This window comes from Corynebacterium lipophiloflavum DSM 44291 (genome assembly GCF_000159635.1).
In the GTDB taxonomy this organism is placed as follows: domain Bacteria; phylum Actinomycetota; class Actinomycetes; order Mycobacteriales; family Mycobacteriaceae; genus Corynebacterium; species Corynebacterium lipophiloflavum.
On sequence record NZ_GG667197.1, the window covers coordinates 1 to 14438 of the forward strand.

Below are 14438 nucleotides of genomic sequence, written 5' to 3' on the forward strand. Positions count from 1 at the left end.
AGAGTCGCGCCGCCTTTGACCCGGCCGACCCAGCACGCCTTTAGGGTGTTTCTCACGGCTAGTCCGCATGGCGGACTCCACCAACCCCGCCACCACAGAGTCAGGATGGCGCTCTGGTCCGCACCGCGGACTCCGCCACGGCAGAGTTGGGAACAAGTTCATCGTGCCGGCTCAGTAAAGCGAGCACGAAGTATCCGCAACTCTGTAGCGGCAGAGTTAGGTGGCGTTTCCCGAAGCCGTTTCGTGGTGCGCCAACATGCTTCGCTCTCGGCTCGTCAGCACTGCGGACTCTGCCACGGCAGAGTGAGATGATGCTCGAACCAACGCATCGCTCGATCCAAGAGCGCTCCACCCCCGGCCACTCCGCATCGCGGACTCCGCCACGGCAGCGTCGAACCGCCTTTGGGCCGGCCTGCCGGCTTACACGGTGAAGCTAAAACCCTTCGTCTTCGATGAGCCTGCACAGTGGACTCCGCAGCTGCAGAGTTAAACGACGCTCGAACCGAGAATCTAGGGAGTACTCATTGCGATCTCCACCAACCCCGCCGTGGCAGAGTCCATCGGATTCGCACTAGCCAGAACGAGGACGACAACATGGTTCGGCTTCGGCTAGTCCGCAATGCGGACTCCGCCATGGCGAAGTTGTATAACGTGTGACCCAGCCGCTGCCCGCGGCGCATTCCTAAATGGACGACCTCCTCGGCACGGCGCACTCTGCCACGGCAGAGTCGGGAACAAGTTCATCGAGCCGGCTCAATAAAGCGAGCACGAAGTGTTCGCGACTCTGCAGCGGCTGAGTTGGGTGGCGTTTCCCGAAGCTGTTTCGTTGTGCGCCAACATGCTTCGCTCTCGGCTAGTCCACAGTGCGGACTCTGCCGTGGCAGAGTGAGATGATGCTCGAACCAACGCATCGCTCGATCCACGAGCGCTCCACCCCCTGCCACTCCGCATTGCGGACTCCGCCAACTCCGCCACGGCAGAGTCGAAGGACGTGCCGACTTACACGGTGAAGCCAAAGCGCCTCGTCTTCGATGAGCGCGCACAGTAGACTCCGCAGCTGCAGAGTTAGATTACTCGAGCCACCGCCTCGGTCAAGCTGATAATGCTCCGCCCATGGCCACTCGCAGGGCGTGCCCCATTAACTCCGCCACGGCAGAGTCCGAGCGTCGAAAAGTGTGCACTCCCCACGCCAGTCCGCACTGCGGACTCCCCTTAGGACACCTCCAAGAACCCGGGGACACCGAACTCACGCTTCGCGCCCGTAAGGGGATCGCGGAAGCCGAGGTAAACCGACTTCAACCGCATGGGCACCGCGAAGTCCTCCTCCCCGAAGGGGTTGACGGTGGGGTACACGGGGTCTCCGAGAATGGGTGCTCCTGCCTCGTTCATCTGCACCCGCAGCTGGTGGGTGCGACCGGTGACGGGCTCGAGGAGGTAGCGCGCGAGGGGGAATGTAACGCTGTGGAGGGATTGCATGGTGGGGGCGTCGATACGCAGTGCCTCGAGCACGTGAGTGAGCGCGTTGGGTTCCCTGCCCTCTATCACGGTGGAGGCGATCTCGCCATGCTGTTTGTCAATGTGGTGGCGCCACCATGTGGGGCTTTCGATGCCGATGTCTTCGGCGATGGCTTCGTAGCGCTTGTGAACCTGGTGCGCGGCGAAGAGCTCCTGGTAGGCGCTGCGGTGTTGTTTCTGCTTGGTTAGTAGGAGCAGCCCCGAGGTCATGCGGTCGAGGCGGTGGGCGGGCGTGAGGTCTTCGTTGCCGGTTGCGCGGCGCAGCCGCACGGTGGCGGATTCGGTGATGTGCGCGGCGCGTGGCATCGTCGCTAAGAATGGTGGCTTGTCCACCACGAGGATGGTGTCGTCCTCGTAAACCGTCTCGATGTCGTAGGGCACGGGCTTTTCGGGGGCCGGCCGGCGGTAGAAGAAGACGTCCGTGCCTGGCTCGACAAGTTGCTCGGGGCGTAGAGCAGTACCGTCCCTGAGGACGACCTCCCCGGACTCAAAGCGCTGCAATACCGCGGAGTCATCGTCATCCGGGTGCCGGTGCCGCTGCTCAGCGATGACGCGGGCGATGAAATCGAATGCTGTGACCGGGTCGCCGTCGGGAAGCCGAACGCGGCTTGCTCCCAAGCCCCCTTGAGGGGGCAAAGGAATCATCCCGTTTTTCGTCTTTCGCGCCATGATTACGCTAAGTTTACTGCATGGATTTTAACGCTATTCTCACGCCGCTCGTGGCGTTCTTCTCTGACGGTATTGGCAAGATCATCTTCGACGTACTGCAGGCGATCTACGGCTTCCGGTACCCGTCGAACGCTGACGCGGCGTACCCCATCGAGATCCCGAAATAAGCACTAGCGACCACAGACTCAGCCCACCGCGGGGCGCTAGAATAAGGGTGTAGAAGCGATCCGGTTCGAGCACGAATCACAGTCAGGTTAGGGCCGGAACGCACCGACAACCGAAAGGGTGTTTCCCATGACTAGCGCAAACCGCGAAGACATTGTGGTCGTTGCCGTTGACGGCTCCCCCGCGTCCGACAACGCAGTGCGATGGGCGGCGAACACCGCCGCAAAGCGCGACATCCCCCTGAAGCTCGCGGCCAGCTACACCATGCCCCAGTTCTTGTACGCGGAAGGCATGGTTCCGCCGCAAGAGCTTTTCGACGACCTCCAGCGCGAGACCATGGCCAAGATTGATGCCGCCCGTGAGCTCGCACTGAGCGTCGCGCCTGACATCCGGATCGGTCACACGGTCGCGGAAGGCTCGCCGATTGACATGCTGCTTGAGATGTCCCACGACTCAACCATGATCGTGATGGGTTCGCGCGGGCTGGGCGGGCTTTCGGGCATGGTCCTTGGCTCGGTCTCTGGCGCCGTTGTGTCGCACGCCTCCTGCCCCGTTGTTGTGGTCCGCGAGGACAACAACGTCACCGATGACAACAAGTACGGGCCCGTCGTAGTCGGTGTCGACGGTTCCGAGGTGTCCAAGCGTGCCACCGAAGTGGCGTTCGAGGAGGCGATCGCCCGCGGCGCCGAGCTGATCGCGGTGCACACCTGGATTGACGCTCCCATCCAGGGTCCCGGCTCCGGCTACGCGATTACAGACGATTACTGGTACGCCATGCAGCAGGAGAAGGAGGAGAAGCTTTCCGCCTATCTGAGCGATCTGCAGGATAAATATGGCGATGTCCCCGTGCAGAAGATTGTCACTCGGGATCGCCCCATCCGGGCGCTGACGGAAGCGGCTCGAGGTGCCCAGCTGCTCATCACGGGCTCGCACGGGCGCGGTGGCTTCAAGGGAATGCTGCTAGGATCTACTTCGCGCGCGCTCTTGCAGTCTGCACCGTGCCCCATAATGGTTGTCCGCGGAGTCTAAATTGTTGCGGGCCTGTAACCGTTATGGGATACTTGGGTATGCAAAAGTGTGCGGGAATGTTGCATAATGCAGATGGCATTAATCGCTACTCGAAAGGAAATTGAACAATGACTTGGGGATTTTTGGGCTGGATCATCATCGGCGGCATCGCTGGTTGGGTCGCTTCGATGATTAAGGGCCGCGATGCCCAGATGGGCATCCTTCTTAACATCGTCGTCGGCATCATCGGCGGCCTGCTTGGCGGCTGGCTGCTCGGTCTCTTCATGGACGACCCGATGAGCAACATCTTCATGAGCTTTATCACCTGCCTGGTGGGTGCAGTTATCCTGCTGACCATCGTGAACATGTTCAGCGGTTCGCGCCGCTAAGCGCTCAAAGCGCTCTCAGGCGACCCCCACTGTGCCTTCGGGCGCGGTGGGGGTCACCTTTTCGACCACCCCGGCTGGTGCGGACGAACCGGTTTGTCTATATTTGGAGTGGAATGACACGAGGCGACAGAAAAGGGGCAGAGGTGACGACCGGATCGCCGGGCAAGAAGAAAGCACCTGCGCGGCGCCGAAATCGGCCGACACCGCGGGAGCGCCTTCTCGACGCTGCTACGAAACTGTTCACCGAAGAGGGGATCCGCGTCATCGGCATCGACCGCATCCTCCGCGAGGCTGACGTGGCGAAAGCTTCGCTGTACTCCCTTCTCGGCTCAAAAGACAACCTCGTCGTCGCGTACCTCGAGGAGCTTGACAAGGGTTACCGCGCCCGCTGGCAGGCACGGACCGAGAACACCCGCGAGACTGACGCGAAGATCCTTGCCTTCTTCGACATGGCGATCGAAGAAGAGCCCCAAAAGGGGTTTCGTGGCTCCCCCTTCCTCAACGCCGCGAACGAGTACCCCCGCCCGGAAACCGACTCCGAGCGGCGCATCGTCGCAGCTGCTACAGCGCACCGCGAGTGGCTGCACTCCACCATGCTCCAACTGCTCACCGCGAAAAACGGCTACGAGTCCGACCAAGAGGCGGACCAGCTGCTGATTTTCCTGGAAGGCGGCTTGTCCGGTGCGCGATTCCTGCGCAACACGGGCCCCTTGCAAACGGGCCGCGAGCTCGCGGTTGAACTGCTCGCGGCGCCGGCTATCGACTACTCCATCTGAGAATCATCTGATGAGCCGCGCTGTTTGCGCTCCGCGATACGCCTCTTCCTGATCTCCCGCAGCGCCTCTCGGCGCTGGGCGTTGAGTCGTTTCTTCTCGGCCTTCGCCTCCTCCGCAGCTGCTTTGTCTGCGGCCTTTTCTGCCCTGATGTCCCTGCGCACTTGCGCATAGGACGACGGGTTGGGCAGCGCTGAGAGCTGCCTGCGGCGACGGGAGCGTTTCTTGCCACGAACCTCGCGGCGACGCTCCAGCTCCCTGCTCTTCTTTTCCGAGATGTGGGCACGGTGGTCGTCGTCAAGCGGGTAAATCCTCACCATCAGATACCACAGCACGATCGTCTGAATCAGCGTCAGAATGTTTCCACTGACCCAGTACAGCAACAAGGCGACAGGGACCAGGCCGGTGAGCCCCGCTATCGCTAGGCCGAGGACGACGATGGGAACCAACGCCCAGACGAATGCGTAGGAACGGTGAGCGACCGCGCTTCCCCAATCCAGCGTGGAGCGCGAACGGATCTGCGAGAGCACCAGGTTTAGCGTGGTGAAACAGACCGCGGCGATGAGCATCGGGATCGCTAGAGTCCGGACGTCGGCAAGCGTAGTGCCCAAGTGGGCGAACTGTTCGGGGGTCATCGAGACATACGCAGGCAAAGGAACGCCGAGAAGCGTCGTCTCGCGGAAAGATTCCACCTCGGCCGGGCTGAGCACGCCAAGCGAGCGGCCGTCAGAGGAGGAAGGAACCGCCATCCACAGCAACAAGCGGTAAAGGCCGAGGAAGAACGGTATCTGAATCAGCGCAGGCAAACACCCCGCTAGAGGGTTGTAGTTGTACTCCTTGTGCAACTCCTTCCTCGCCCGCGCGTGCGCCTGGACGTTTTCCGGGGTGATCTCATCGCCGTACTGCGCCTCAATCGCCGCCATCCGCGGGCGCATCAGGACAAGCACACGGGCAGTTTTGTACGTGTACCACTGCAGGGGAGCGATGAGGACGCGGATTGTCACCACCAATAGCACCACGGACGCGACCCAGGAGTTCGAGCTTTCCATTCCGAAAACGCCGGCCAAGAGCCAGTGCCAAAACTTCATCACCGCCGAAACGGGGTAGACAAAGGCTTCAATCATCGGGCAAATACCACCTATTGGGTCGACTGAGTAACTAGGTTAATGTTAGGCCATGCTCTCCACCCAGCAGCCACCCGCAGCTTCGCCTCGGCGGCGCATCAGTGCGAGCCAGGTTGCCGGCGAAGCCCTGCTCACCCTCGGCGTGGTGCTCCTGTTGTTCGCCTTCTACGAAGCGTTCTGGACAAACCTCGCCTCGGCGAGACTGCAAAACAACGCTGAGAACTCCCTCGAAGAGCAGTGGGTCAATCCCCGCACCGCCTCGACCCGGGAGCTGGGCGAGGCGTTCGCCCGCATGTACATCCCGTCATTCGGATCCGACTACCAGTTCGCGCTCATCGAAGGCGTCGACGAGCAGGACCTGCTGGCCGGGCCCGGCCGCTACCCGGATACCCAGTTGCCGGGCGAGCCAGGCAACTTCGCCGTGGCCGGGCACCGAGTGGGCAAAGGAGCTCCCTTCAACGACCTCGGGGCGCTTGATGCGTGCGACGCTATCGTGGTGGAAACGCACACGCAGTGGTTCACCTACCGCGTGCTGCCCATGGCTACCGACGCTGGCGGGCGCATGGCCGAAGCAGCCGGCTGCCTGCCGGGCGAGATCGCGCAGCGAGTTGTCGGTGGAGACTACTCCCAGGTCCAGGGCCGCCACATCACGCTGCCGAACAACGTCAGCGTCCTCAACCCGGTGCCCGGAACCCCGGTAATGGACGTCGCGCCGGGCGCCGTTGGCATCATGACGCTGACTACCTGCCACCCGCAATTTTTCAACGCGGAACGCATGATCATCCACGCCGTGCTCACGGAAGCGACAGACAAGTCCGCCGGAATGCCGGCGATGACGGAGGTGAACTAAATGTACGAGGCCCTATGGCGCCTGCTGCCCGGGCCGAAACCCGTCAAGGCGCTGCTTGCTCTCGCCTTGGCGGTCGCGGTGTTCTTCCTGCTCATGGAAGTGGTATTCCCGTGGGTCTCCACGCTCATGCCGTACAACGACGTGGTGGTCTAGCGGCCCAGCACCTCGGCGACGGACTCGGCCATCGTCTCTTGGCCGTTCGGCGTCGGGTGCGCAGGGTACGAATTCGTCTCTGAACCGTCGATGTCGGCCCAGCGCTCGTCCGGTTCAGCACACGAGGTGTGGTTTTCGACGTCGTCCGGCAGCACGAAGATCGCGCCGCTGGCCTCGGCCGACTGTTTGACAGCATTGTTGATCGCCGCGGTCAGCCACACTGCCCACTCGATACCTTCGCGCCCGACCTGTTCGGTCAACTCGCACTGCTGCTCCACCGACACCAGCGGGGTGTAACCGGTGGCCACCACGATGGCGTTCGGTGCCTTCTCGCGGATCTCATCGTGAACCGCGGTCAGCCTTCCCGGCAGCTCCGCGAGGCGCTGCGCGGTGGGAAGCGCGAACTCCTGGGCGCAGTCGCGGTCCGAGCCCTCCATCATTTCGTTGATGCACCGCGCGATGTTGGCAAAGTCCATGTCGTTGCCACCGATGGAGATCGTGACCAGGTCAGCGTCGCGCGTCAGGCTCTCGATCTGCGGGGCGATGGTGAGGTTTTCATCTTCCACGATGCGCGGGCCGGTGATGTTCTCCGTCGTCGAGCCTTGGCAGGTGGCGTCCGTGAACTCCACGGAGCGCCCCAAAAGCTTCGCGAGCTCATTCGGGTAGTTGTCCTTCGACTTCGCGCAGAAGCTCGGGTCCGCGTTCTCACCCGTTGCAGAGCCCATTGCAGCGTAGGAGTCGCCCATTGCGACGTAGACCTCGATATCGGAGGGATCCAGGTCGGCGATGGGCATCATCGCGGTGGCCTGCTCGCGCGTCGGGTTCGCGTCGACGGTTGGTGTCACCCCCAACGGTGGGGCTACCGACGTGTGCGTGCTCACGTTGTCGATGGATGCGGTTTGACACCCCGCGAGCATGAACGCGAAGGTGATGGCGGTGGTGGCGAACGCCGCGCCGCGCCTCATGTCCACCTCGGAACGGGTCGAACCCAGCGGCGCAGGCCGTCGATAAGCGTGTCCGCGTCGTCAGCGAGGACAAGCGACGCCCGATCAGTCGGGCGGATGAAACCCTCAGCAACCATGTGATCAATCATAGACACGAATGGTCGCCAGAATTGCTCCCCGAGCAGGCCGATGGGTCGGGCGTGGTAGCCCAATTGCTGGCTGGTCCACTGGTCGAAGAGCTCATCGAGGGTGCCCGCGCCGCCGGGCAGTGCCACCACGGCGTCGGAAAGCTGCGCCATCCGAGCCTTGCGCTGCGCCAGGGTATCCACCATCTCCAGCCTGGTCAGGCCCTCGTAGCGCAGCTCGTGGCCGGCCAAATGGTTGGTCAGCACACCGATCGCGCTGCCGCCGTGCGAAGTCGTCGCCTCCGCCACACGCCCCATGATGCCGAGGCGCGAGCCTCCGTAGACCAAGGTGATACCGCGGCGCGCCAGGGCGGTGCCGAGGGTGTCGGCAAGCCTGGCATAGGCAGGGTCGTTGCCTAAGTTCGCGCCCGCGAAGACGGCGACGGTGTTGATCTCACGCGCGCGCAGGGCGGGAAAAATCTCCCCGGCAAGCAGGGGCGCCAGCGGCGTGGAGCCGGGGTGGTGCGGGTCAACCCAGCGGACCTCGTCGATCTCGCCGTTTGCGACCGGGTGCAGCGCGCCGGGCGCGGGTTTGCGGATGAACACGGTGCCGGTGACCATGAAGCCCGGCTCGTTGGACGCCTCGGCGGTAAAAACGCCGATGAAGCCCAGCTCGGAGGCATCGATGTCGAGACCGACTTCCTCGTGCGTTTCGCGCAATGCGCAGTCGATCAAGGGCTCATCCCCCTCGGGCTTGCCGCCGGGCAGCTGGAACCGGGGGCTGCCCACTTTGCGCACGCATAAGACGCGGCCGGCGTCGTCGCGAATCACGAGCGCCGCCACGCGGATGGGCTGCGGGAGGGTCACAGGTTTAGGTTAGCGATAACCTGCTCCGCCACAACCTGAGCCTTGACCGACTCGTTCTGGTTTGTAAACACCGTCACCGCCACGGGTCCCTTCGCCTCCGAATAGGCCGCACCGATGCGTTCGGGCACTGCACCGCCGCCATGGCGCCCGCCGTTCCACCCCTCAGGGTCACTGGCCGGGTCCGTGAACTCGATCGGCGCGGCCCAGTCCACCACCGCCATCGCCTCCTGCGGGCTGGACATGTGCCGCACCATCACCGTGAGTTGCGGCTCTTCCGGGTACGACCAGAACACGCGGGCCGGGGTGTCGAAACGGTTGTCAACCCCGATTGCTGTCACCTTCTGGCCGTTGGCCTCGGCCACCCATTGCGTATCCAGGTAGGGGCACGACCCGGCGGGGTCCTTCTGAGCCACGGGCAGTTCCGCCACCCCCAAACCGGAGTCACCGGCCGCCCTGGTGCGCCTGGCTGGAAACGGTTTCGGGCACGGGCGCCGGCTCCGGGGCGCAGCCGGCGCCACACACCGCGAACCCTGCGATCGCGAGCACTACACCAGGCCCGGTTAGGCGCGGGAGGGGGGTGGGTAGGGTAAAGCGCATGACCTCCAGACTAGTGAAGTTGGATAGCCAGCCCCGCGAGGTCCCCGACAACAAGGCGCTCGACACGGGGATCACGGTGCTGTCGGCGTCGCTGCTGGTGGTTTCCCTGTTGGCGCTTTTGCAGATGCCGTTGAACTCGGCGCTGCTGCACATCGTCTTGGTCTCGATTTTTGCGTTTTTGCTCTTTTACGGCCTCGTCGAGATGCCTCGCTGGGGGCGCGCCGGCCAGGCGGGGTGGCTGATGGCGCTGACCGGCATGTGGATCGCCGACATGATGGTCACCCCGCTCGCCGTCTACTGGGTGTTCATCCTCTTCTTCATCTACCTGCGCACGTTCAACGACTGGCGCGGCGTTGTCTGGGTCGCGCTCGGGCTGGGGATCGCCGTCGGCGCGCAGGTGCCCACCGGGTTGACGTTCGGCGGCGTGATCGGGCCCGTTTTGTCGGCCCTGGTGGTCATCGCCACCAACTACGCGTTCACCACCATTGCGCGTGTGAGCAAGGAGCGCGAGTCGCTTATCGACGAGCTCTTGACCACGCGCCAGCAGCTCGCGGAGACGGAGCGTGAAGCGGGGGTGTCTCAGGAGCGCGAGCGCCTCGCCCACGAAATCCACGACACCGTTGCGCAGGGCCTTTCCAGCATCCAGATGCTGTTGCACGCCGCCGACCGCGACCTCGACGCCACCGGCCTGCCCCCCGGTGAGCTCGCCCGGGCGAAGTCGCGGATCGAGACGGCGCGCCGGGCCGCGTCGAGCAACCTGGCCGAGACCCGCGCGATGATCGCCGCATTGACACCGGCGCCGTTGACGGAGGCGTCGTTACGCCAAGCGCTCGAGCGCATCGCGCGCGACTTTTCCCAGGCCAGCGGCATCGGCATCGAGGTCGAGTCGGACGGCGAGCACACGCCGCTGCCGATGCGCTGCGAGGCCGGGCTGCTGCGCATCGCCCAAGGCGCGGTGTCGAACGCGGTGCAGCACTCGGGGGCGACGCGCATCCGTGTCACCTTGACCTACAGCCCCGATGAGGTGCGGCTCGACGTGGTGGACAACGGGCGCGGGTTTGACCCGCTGGCGCTAGAAAGCGCGCCGACCGGCCTCGGTCACCTTGGGTTGTCGGCGATGCGCTCGCGGGCTGAGGAGCTCGGTGGGGAATTAATCGTGGAGTCGGCACCCGGCGGGCCGACGGCCGTCACCGCTGCGATACCCGGTAACATCAATCAAAGGATGGAGGAGATGTAGATGATTCGGGTGCTGCTGGCGGATGACCACCAAATTGTCAGGCTGGGGTTGCGCGCGGTGTTGGAGGAAGCCGACGACATCATGGTTGTCGGCGAGGTCGCTACCGCCGAGGGCGCGATCTCCACGGCCCGGGCCGGCGGCATCGACGTCATCCTGATGGACCTGCGATTCGGCGCCGGGGCGGAGGGCGCGAAGGTCACCACCGGCGCCGAGGCGACCGCCGAAATCCGCCGCACGATGGACTCCCCGCCACAGGTGCTGGTGGTCACCAACTACGACACCGACGCCGACATCCTGGGCGCGATCGAGGCGGGCGCGGTGGGCTACCTGCTCAAAGACGCCCCGCCCGCCGAGCTCGTGGCGGCCGTGCGCTCCGCCGCGCGCGGCGACGCCGCCCTGTCCCAGGTCGTGCGCACCCGCTTGGAAACGCGCGAGAGTACCCCGCGGTTTTCGCTCACGCCGCGCGAGCTTGAAGTGCTGCAGCTCGTCGCCGGCGGTTCATCGAACCGGGAGATCGGGCACGAGCTCATGCTTTCCGAGGCAACGGTGAAGTCCCACCTCGTCCACATCTACGACAAGCTGGGGGTTCGTTCCCGCACCTCGGCCGTGGCGTCGGCGCGGGAACAGGGCATGCTCTAGCGGCTCGACTTTTGCTGGATCTCGCCGGTGACCTCGTCGAGCTCCCTTTCGATCGCGACGTAGGCGAGGCGCTGCTGCTCCGTGTCCAGGCGCTCTGCGTTGCGCACCGCCTGATCAAGCTCGTCGAGGCGTACCTCGACGTCCTTGATGAAGCTCGCGGACAGCGCCGGCGTGTTATGCAAGTTGCTGGTCTGGCCGCGCACAGCCTCGATGCGCGCCTTGAGCTCCGCGCCGCGGCCGGAGTGGCGAGCGAGATCCTGGGAGCTCAGACCCATCGAGTTCGCGCGGGACGCGATGCGGTTTTGCTGGTACGAGGTCATCGCCTTGTACGCTAGGGGAAGCAAGACGGGGATTAAAACGCGCGCGGCGCCGACCCAGTTCTGCGCCTTCTTCTTGGTAAGACCGGACTGTTCGACGCGCTTGAGGTGCGCCTCAGCGAGCTTCTTCTCGTGCTTACGCTTGCGCTTCAGGCCCTTCTTTTCTTCGGTAAGCAGGCGCTTTTCCGCCTTGTCGAGCAGCTTGGCGGTGCGGTGTTCCTGCTTCGCTTCGTTCTTGGCAAGTTGGCGGGCGCGAACTTCAGCGGCCTTGATCTCGGCCTTGGTCTTTGCCCGGTTCTTCCGGATCGTTTCAATAATTCCCATGTGAGATACCTTACCCGTCAATGGGGCTATAGGATGGGGGTCGCTGTGAGCGACAATTTTCTCCTTCGAGCCTCCGATCTCGTGGGCTGCCGTTACCGCCTGCGCCAGCGCCACGCTCACCCGGACATCCCGCCGCTGCCTGAGGCGCTTGCCCGCCAGCCGCAAATCGACGCGGGCCGCGCCGCCGTGTTCGCCGCCCTCCCCGTCAAACGCGCGTTGGGCGACGGCAGGGCCAGGGCGTTTGACCGCGTTGACCTGGACCCGGGAAGCGATCCCGGGGAGGCGGAGCGGCGCACGCGCGCCGCGATGGGCGCGGGCGCGAGCATCATCACCAACGCGGTTCTGACCGGCCAGATTGACGGGGTCGGCGTTATCGCGGAAATCGACATCCTCGCGCGCGACGAGTCCGGGCAGCACAGGTACATGCCGGTGATGATTTCAAACCACCGCGTGGCCCGGGCGTCGACAAGCGAAAAGCTCCACTTCGTGCCCGCGCACCGGCTTTCCCTGGGCGCGCCGCTGAAGACGGGGGCGAAGCTGCGCCACCACACCATCGACGGATACCGTCTCGCGTTGGCTCACCTGCTGCTCGGCGAGCGTGCCGACGGCCGCGCCGCACTCGTCGGCCAAGACCGCTCGCGCGCCTACCTGACTGATGTGCAGCGCTTCATCCCCCCACTTTTAAGTGCGCTGCGCGCGCCGACGCCGACCTTCCCGCGCCGGTTGAAGCAGTGCGCATCCTGCCGCTTCTGGCCCTTGTGCGAACCGCAGCTGAAAGACGCGGATGATATTTCACTGGTCCTGCCGGGCGGGCGCGCCGATGGTTTCCGCGCCCAAGGGATCACCACGGTGCAATCGCTTATCGACGCCCGCGCCGGCGAGCCCTCCACCATCGCGCGCGCCTGGCGCGAGGGCATCCCCGTGCTCAAACGCACTAACGAGATGTCCGTGCCGCGCGCCGACGTGGAGATCGACATCGACATGGAGGCCTACCTTGATCAAGGCGTCTACCTGTGGGGCACCTTCGACGGCGAGACGTACCGTGCGTTCGCGACCTGGGACGAGGTCGGCGGCGAGTGGGAGGAGGCGAACTTCCTCGACTTCTGGTCGTGGCTGATGGACCAACGCGAGCGGGCCCGGGCCGAAGGCAAAACGTTCGCCGCGTACTGCTACGCCGCGGGCGGGGAAAACCACTGGCTGAAGTCCTCGGCGCGGCGCTTCGCTTCCGTGGATGAGGAGCAGGTGCGCGAGTTCATCTCCTCCGTGCAGTGGGTCGACGTGTTCGCGCACGTGCGAAAGTACCTGGTGGGAACGGACGGATTGGGGCTCAAGGCGCTCGGCCCCGTCGTCGGTTTCGAGTGGGAGGACGACGATGTAGACGGGGAGCGCTCCGTCGCGCTGCGGCGCGCGGCCCGGCTTGGCGACGCCGCGGCGCGCGACATGCTGCTGCGCTACAACGAGGACGACTGCCGTGCGACGCGGGCGGTGCGGCAGTTCATCAGCGACGGCGCGCCGGGAGTTCCGCTCATGACCGACGTCGCCGGTTGAGCGCGGGCACCAGTGAAACGCAAACTAGTACCGCGAGCAGCGCGGCGAGAACGGCGGTAAAACCCCACCAGGCCAAAGCCTCGAAGGCGGCGCCGGTGGCCGCGCCCAAGATCGAAGAGCCCAGGTAGTAGCACAGCACGTACATACTCGACGCCTCCGCGCGGTCGCGCTGCGCGATCTGGCCGACCCACCCAGAGGCCGTGGAGTGCATGGCGAAGAAGCTCGCGGTAAACACGAGCAGGCCGGCGAGCGCGAGCCACAACGTCGAGCTGCCGGCAGCGAGCGCGCCGACAAGCATCAGCGTCGCACCTGCTGCGATCACGCGGCCGCGTCCGAAGCGGCGCACCATCGAGCCCGCGTGTGCCGACGACCACGTGCCCGAGAGGTACATCACGAACACCAGGCCAGCCAGCGCCGGCGGCAGGCGGAAGTGGTCAACGGCGCGGTAGCCGAAGAAGTTGTACATGGACACGAACACGCCCATGCCGATGAACGCAGTGAGGTAGAGCGAGACAAGGCGCGGGTTTTCAGGTGGCGCGCCATGGCCCGGATCTCTGCGCTGGGGCGGATGGAATCCTTGGGGTGGAAGTTGCGTTGCTGCGGCAGCAGAAGCGCCACCGCGATGGCGAGGGCAAGCGCAATGGTCGAGGCGGCCGCGAGCACGACGCGCCACGATGCGGACTCGAGCATCAGCGAGGGGATGAGGCGCCCGCTGAGCCCGCCTATCGACGTCCCCGCGACGTAAAGTCCCATGGTCGCGGGCACGTCCGCATCGTCGACTTCCTCCGCCAGCCACGTCATCGCCTCCGCAGGGGCCCCGGCGATCATCGCGCCTTGCACCGCGCGCAACGCGGTGAGCTGCGGCGCACTCTGCGCCAGCGGCAGCGCTAAGCCGACCAGGGTCGCGGCGAGCGCCGAGATGATCAGGATGCGGCCACGGCCGTACTTCTCCGAGAGGATGGAGAAAGGTACCACGCATAACGCCAACACCCCGGTGGCGGCGGACACGCTCAGCGCCGCAACCGAGGGCGATACCTCAAGCTGCTGGCTCAGCGTCGGCAGCAGCGCTTGAGTGGAATAGAGGGAGTTGAAGATGGCCAGGCCCAGGGCAATCATGGCCAGCGAAGCCCTCGCGTACTCGCGTGTACCCCTTCTCACAGTGTGCAACGATAGACCCCCTCGCCGCGCGGGAGT

15 protein-coding genes and 1 pseudogene are annotated in these 14438 nt (G+C 64.7%); 9 read left to right on the forward strand and 7 right to left on the reverse strand.

What is annotated here, in order from left to right; genetic code table 11:
• Positions 1–1212 precede the first annotated feature (1212 nt).
• Positions 1213–2184: a pseudouridine synthase gene (locus tag HMPREF0298_RS10380; protein WP_006841141.1), complete on the reverse strand. Its 972-nt coding sequence runs from the start codon at positions 2182–2184 to the stop codon at positions 1213–1215.
• A gap of 20 nt (positions 2185–2204) precedes the next feature.
• On the opposite strand from HMPREF0298_RS10380, the gene HMPREF0298_RS12485 reads away from it, so the two are divergent.
• From HMPREF0298_RS12485 to HMPREF0298_RS10395, 4 genes are all read left to right on the forward strand, one after another.
• Positions 2205–2351 (forward strand): hypothetical protein, encoded by a 147-nt coding sequence (locus HMPREF0298_RS12485; RefSeq protein WP_006841142.1) that lies wholly within the window; start codon positions 2205–2207, stop codon positions 2349–2351.
• A gap of 127 nt (positions 2352–2478) precedes the next feature.
• Positions 2479–3378, forward strand: coding sequence for a universal stress protein (locus tag HMPREF0298_RS10385; RefSeq protein ID WP_006841143.1), 900 nt, complete (start codon positions 2479–2481; stop codon positions 3376–3378).
• A 107-nt stretch (positions 3379–3485) separates the two neighbouring features.
• The gene (locus tag HMPREF0298_RS10390) at positions 3486–3746 is read left to right on the forward strand and encodes a GlsB/YeaQ/YmgE family stress response membrane protein (RefSeq protein WP_006841144.1); all 261 of its coding nucleotides are present in this window, start codon (positions 3486–3488) and stop codon (positions 3744–3746) included.
• 113 nt (positions 3747–3859) lie between these two features.
• Positions 3860–4522: a TetR/AcrR family transcriptional regulator gene (locus HMPREF0298_RS10395; RefSeq protein WP_006841145.1), complete on the forward strand. Its 663-nt coding sequence runs from the start codon at positions 3860–3862 to the stop codon at positions 4520–4522.
• On the opposite strand, the gene yidC is transcribed toward HMPREF0298_RS10395, so the two are convergent.
• A complete protein-coding gene (gene yidC, locus HMPREF0298_RS10400; protein ID WP_006841146.1) occupies positions 4510–5643 on the reverse strand; it encodes a membrane protein insertase YidC in 1134 nt (377 codons plus the stop codon). The two genes, HMPREF0298_RS10395 and yidC, sit on opposite strands and share 13 nt — an antisense overlap.
• Positions 5644–5695: 52 nt before the next feature.
• On the opposite strand from yidC, the gene HMPREF0298_RS10405 reads away from it, so the two are divergent.
• Positions 5696–6493 (forward strand): class E sortase, encoded by a 798-nt coding sequence (locus HMPREF0298_RS10405; RefSeq protein ID WP_006841147.1) that lies wholly within the window; start codon positions 5696–5698, stop codon positions 6491–6493.
• Positions 6494–6646 (forward strand): hypothetical protein, encoded by a 153-nt coding sequence (locus tag HMPREF0298_RS12490; RefSeq protein ID WP_006841148.1) that lies wholly within the window; start codon positions 6494–6496, stop codon positions 6644–6646.
• Here HMPREF0298_RS12490 and HMPREF0298_RS10415 read toward each other — a convergent pair.
• From HMPREF0298_RS10415 to HMPREF0298_RS10425, 3 genes are read right to left on the reverse strand one after another with little or no spacing between them, the layout of a single operon-like run.
• Complete coding sequence (locus HMPREF0298_RS10415; protein ID WP_006841149.1) at positions 6643–7611, reverse strand: SGNH/GDSL hydrolase family protein; 969 nt, start codon at positions 7609–7611, stop codon at positions 6643–6645. The two genes, HMPREF0298_RS12490 and HMPREF0298_RS10415, sit on opposite strands and share 4 nt — an antisense overlap.
• Positions 7608–8582, reverse strand: a complete 975-nt coding sequence (locus tag HMPREF0298_RS12800; RefSeq protein WP_006841150.1) for a TIGR00730 family Rossman fold protein — start codon at positions 8580–8582, stop codon at positions 7608–7610. The genes HMPREF0298_RS10415 and HMPREF0298_RS12800 overlap by 4 nt, the downstream gene beginning before the upstream one ends.
• Positions 8579–8995, reverse strand: coding sequence for a DUF2020 domain-containing protein (locus HMPREF0298_RS10425; RefSeq protein WP_245527496.1), 417 nt, complete (start codon positions 8993–8995; stop codon positions 8579–8581). Before HMPREF0298_RS10425 ends, HMPREF0298_RS12800 begins: the two co-directional genes overlap by 4 nt.
• Positions 8996–9177: 182 nt before the next feature.
• On the opposite strand from HMPREF0298_RS10425, the gene HMPREF0298_RS10430 reads away from it, so the two are divergent.
• Together HMPREF0298_RS10430 and HMPREF0298_RS10435 are read left to right on the forward strand one after the other, a co-directional pair.
• Positions 9178–10416, forward strand: coding sequence for a sensor histidine kinase (locus HMPREF0298_RS10430; RefSeq protein ID WP_006841152.1), 1239 nt, complete (start codon positions 9178–9180; stop codon positions 10414–10416).
• Positions 10417–11055, forward strand: coding sequence for a response regulator (locus HMPREF0298_RS10435; RefSeq protein WP_006841153.1), 639 nt, complete (start codon positions 10417–10419; stop codon positions 11053–11055).
• On the opposite strand, the gene HMPREF0298_RS10440 is transcribed toward HMPREF0298_RS10435, so the two are convergent.
• The gene (locus HMPREF0298_RS10440; RefSeq protein WP_006841154.1) at positions 11052–11696 is read right to left on the reverse strand and encodes a DUF6474 family protein; all 645 of its coding nucleotides are present in this window, start codon (positions 11694–11696) and stop codon (positions 11052–11054) included. The genes HMPREF0298_RS10435 and HMPREF0298_RS10440 overlap by 4 nt on opposite strands.
• Positions 11697–11729: 33 nt before the next feature.
• Between HMPREF0298_RS10440 and HMPREF0298_RS10445 the strand changes: the two genes are divergently transcribed.
• Positions 11730–13244 carry a TM0106 family RecB-like putative nuclease gene (locus HMPREF0298_RS10445; RefSeq protein ID WP_006841155.1) on the forward strand — a complete coding sequence of 505 codons (1515 nt, stop codon included), beginning with the start codon at positions 11730–11732 and terminating at the stop codon, positions 13242–13244.
• On the opposite strand, the pseudogene HMPREF0298_RS12810 reads toward HMPREF0298_RS10445, so the two are convergent.
• Positions 13222–14402: pseudogene (locus HMPREF0298_RS12810) on the reverse strand (MFS transporter). The gene HMPREF0298_RS10445 and the pseudogene HMPREF0298_RS12810 overlap by 23 nt on opposite strands.
• Between the last annotated feature and the right edge of the window lie 36 nt (positions 14403–14438).

What these genes read in the sequence shown, in the direction of transcription:
- HMPREF0298_RS10440 (WP_006841154.1), bottom strand. Translation starts at nt 11,696, where the DNA reads ATGGGAATTATTGAAACGATCCGGAAGAACCGGGCAAAGACCAAGGCC.
- HMPREF0298_RS12485 (WP_006841142.1), top strand. Translation starts at nt 2,205, where the DNA reads ATGGATTTTAACGCTATTCTCACGCCGCTCGTGGCGTTCTTCTCTGAC.
- HMPREF0298_RS10380 (WP_006841141.1), bottom strand. Translation starts at nt 2,184, where the DNA reads ATGGCGCGAAAGACGAAAAACGGGATGATTCCTTTGCCCCCTCAAGGG.
- HMPREF0298_RS10435 (WP_006841153.1), top strand. Translation starts at nt 10,417, where the DNA reads ATGATTCGGGTGCTGCTGGCGGATGACCACCAAATTGTCAGGCTGGGG.
- yidC (WP_006841146.1), bottom strand. Translation starts at nt 5,643, where the DNA reads ATGATTGAAGCCTTTGTCTACCCCGTTTCGGCGGTGATGAAGTTTTGG.
- HMPREF0298_RS10385 (WP_006841143.1), top strand. Translation starts at nt 2,479, where the DNA reads ATGACTAGCGCAAACCGCGAAGACATTGTGGTCGTTGCCGTTGACGGC.
- HMPREF0298_RS10445 (WP_006841155.1), top strand. Translation starts at nt 11,730, where the DNA reads ATGGGGGTCGCTGTGAGCGACAATTTTCTCCTTCGAGCCTCCGATCTC.
- HMPREF0298_RS12490 (WP_006841148.1), top strand. Translation starts at nt 6,494, where the DNA reads ATGTACGAGGCCCTATGGCGCCTGCTGCCCGGGCCGAAACCCGTCAAG.
- HMPREF0298_RS10390 (WP_006841144.1), top strand. Translation starts at nt 3,486, where the DNA reads ATGACTTGGGGATTTTTGGGCTGGATCATCATCGGCGGCATCGCTGGT.
- HMPREF0298_RS10415 (WP_006841149.1), bottom strand. Translation starts at nt 7,611, where the DNA reads ATGAGGCGCGGCGCGGCGTTCGCCACCACCGCCATCACCTTCGCGTTC.
- HMPREF0298_RS10405 (WP_006841147.1), top strand. Translation starts at nt 5,696, where the DNA reads ATGCTCTCCACCCAGCAGCCACCCGCAGCTTCGCCTCGGCGGCGCATC.
- HMPREF0298_RS10430 (WP_006841152.1), top strand. Translation starts at nt 9,178, where the DNA reads ATGACCTCCAGACTAGTGAAGTTGGATAGCCAGCCCCGCGAGGTCCCC.
- HMPREF0298_RS10395 (WP_006841145.1), top strand. Translation starts at nt 3,860, where the DNA reads ATGACACGAGGCGACAGAAAAGGGGCAGAGGTGACGACCGGATCGCCG.